We start from the raw sequence: 2,290 nt of genomic DNA on the forward strand, positions 1-2,290 counted from the left end.
CTACAACTACAACGACTACAACAACCACAGAGGAACCTACAACCACAACAACCACTTCATCAAGCGAAGAAGAAACCACAACAACTACTACAGTAAGTGAAGACGCAACTACAACAACTACTACAGTAAGTGAAGATACAACTACAACAACTACAACTGGAAATCCTGGCGGAAAACGTGGTACAACCACCACAACAACTACAACACCAGGAAACCCTGGCGGAAATGGAGATGGTAACGGTGGTGGACGCAAAGTTCTTCTCCCAAGTACAGGTGAAGTCGTAGCGACTGGCCTAGTATTCTCAGGAGTACTTGTCCTATCAGGTGCTATTGTAATGAAACGTAAAATGTCTAATAACTAGCGGTCTGTATTTTAACTTACTAATTTATCTTAAAGTTTGACAAAAGGTTTTAAAAGGATTTACTTCTAATTTAGAGGTAAATCCTTTTTCTAATCCTTAACTCTTTAAAATAAACTTCAAAATTATTTGCTCCACTCTAATATATGCATCTCTATTAAAATTGGATATATAGCTCACCTCATCAATTTATGCTATATTTTGATATGATTTTATAATATACAAACATATTTTGGGTTGATACATTGTTTTATTTGTGATATAATTCACTTTGTAGAAAATATATTTGATTTCAAATCCCAACAGGAGCTTGCATATTAAACAATATTTCCTACAAAGTTATGTAGTAGCTGTGTGTCTTATAAACGATTATTTTATTTACACTCTTCCTTAATAAAAGTGTAAATAAACGATTTTTTATAAAACGCCCAATTTTATGAAAAAGGAAAGTAAAAATGGACAAAAAGAAAAAGTTTAGTATTTTCTCATTTTTGATCTTTGTATTGACAACTATTTTCGTATTTAGTTTGAATAAAACTTTTGCTGAAACTCCTGAGGTTTCAGTGTCTGGAAAATTTGTTGATACAATCCAAAATGTTAAAGTATCAAATAACGAAGGCGGAGTTCTCGACTGGGACTTACAACAGTGGGCAACCTTCCGAATCAACGCTGATTTTGATTTGTCTGGAAAAAATGTTAAAGCAGGAGATTCAACTGTAGTTACTGTTCCAGATGCTTTGATGATTACTTCAAGTTCGTTTCCAATTAAAGATTTAAATACGAATGAAGTTATCGCAAATGCTAAAGTAAACCCAGATAATAAATCCATTACAATTACCTATACGGATTATGTTGAAAAACACTCAGATACAAGCGGATCATTCTTCTTTTACGCTCGTATCGATTTCAAAAAACACCCTCAAAAAGGTGAGGTTCCAATAGAAATCACCGTTAATAAGGAAACAAAAATTGCTGGTAAAGTTTCATTTACTGGTGTTGGCGACGGAAATCCTAGACTTTTAACAAAGACTAGTTGGGTAAACGCAGGGGACCAAAGGGAAATTCAATACACGATTTCTGTCAATCGTACAAAGCAAAATATTAAGAATGCCACACTCGAAGATCACTTACAATTTACGAATGCTTCTTACGAAAAAGATAGCATTAAAATTATTAAAGGTAAATTCTCTTATGATGCTGGTGAATGGGTATTCTCTGATAGAGTTGATGTAACAGACCAACATAAGATTACAATTAGCGAAGATGGTCAATCATTTGTTATCGATTTAGGTGATGTTACTGAAAATGACCAATATCGTATTGCTTATAATGTTCGTTTAAATTATGATCCTGCCGACGGAGAGGTCTTGAGAAATGAAGCAACTCTTAAAGGTCTAGGTATTGAAACCAAAAATGTAACGAATGCTGCTGCCGTTCAAATTCCTGGTGGTGCTGGTCTTGGTTATGTTTACTCAATCAATATTCATAAAGTCGATGATGCTAACCAACCACTTAAAGGTGCTAAATTTAGAGTTGTTCGTCAAGCTAATAATCAAGTTATCGGTGAGTTTGAATCAGACGAAAATGGTAATATTGCCGTTGGTAAACTGTTAAAAGATAAATATATCTTAACTGAAATTGAAGCCCCTTCAGGTCATATCATCAAAGAAGCCGATACTGTGGTTAATGTAGAAGATTTTGGAGCAGATCATTCGGTAACCAAAACGATTGTGAATCCGAAGGAAGAAACTACTACAACAACTACAACCACCACAACCACTACAACTACGACTACTGAAGAGCCGACTACAACTTCAACTACCACAACAACCGAAGAGCCGACTACAACTTCAACTACCACAACAACCGAAGAGCCGACTACAACTTCAACTACCACAACAACTGAAGAGCCGACTACAACTTCAACTACC

At 35.1% G+C, this 2,290-nt stretch carries 2 protein-coding genes; both read left to right on the forward strand.

The features are described from left to right. Positions 1-362, forward strand: a 362-nt coding sequence (locus tag AC3E6G_RS09400) for an LPXTG cell wall anchor domain-containing protein (RefSeq protein ID WP_490700857.1), incomplete at its 5' end; no start/stop codon positions are given. 452 nt (positions 363-814) lie between these two features. Continuing rightward, positions 815-2,290 (forward strand): Ig-like domain-containing protein (locus tag AC3E6G_RS09405; protein ID WP_490700858.1); only part of this gene is annotated, 1,476 nt, incomplete at its 3' end.

Source organism: Streptococcus sp. SCPM-O-B-23252 (M501) (assembly GCF_058200355.1).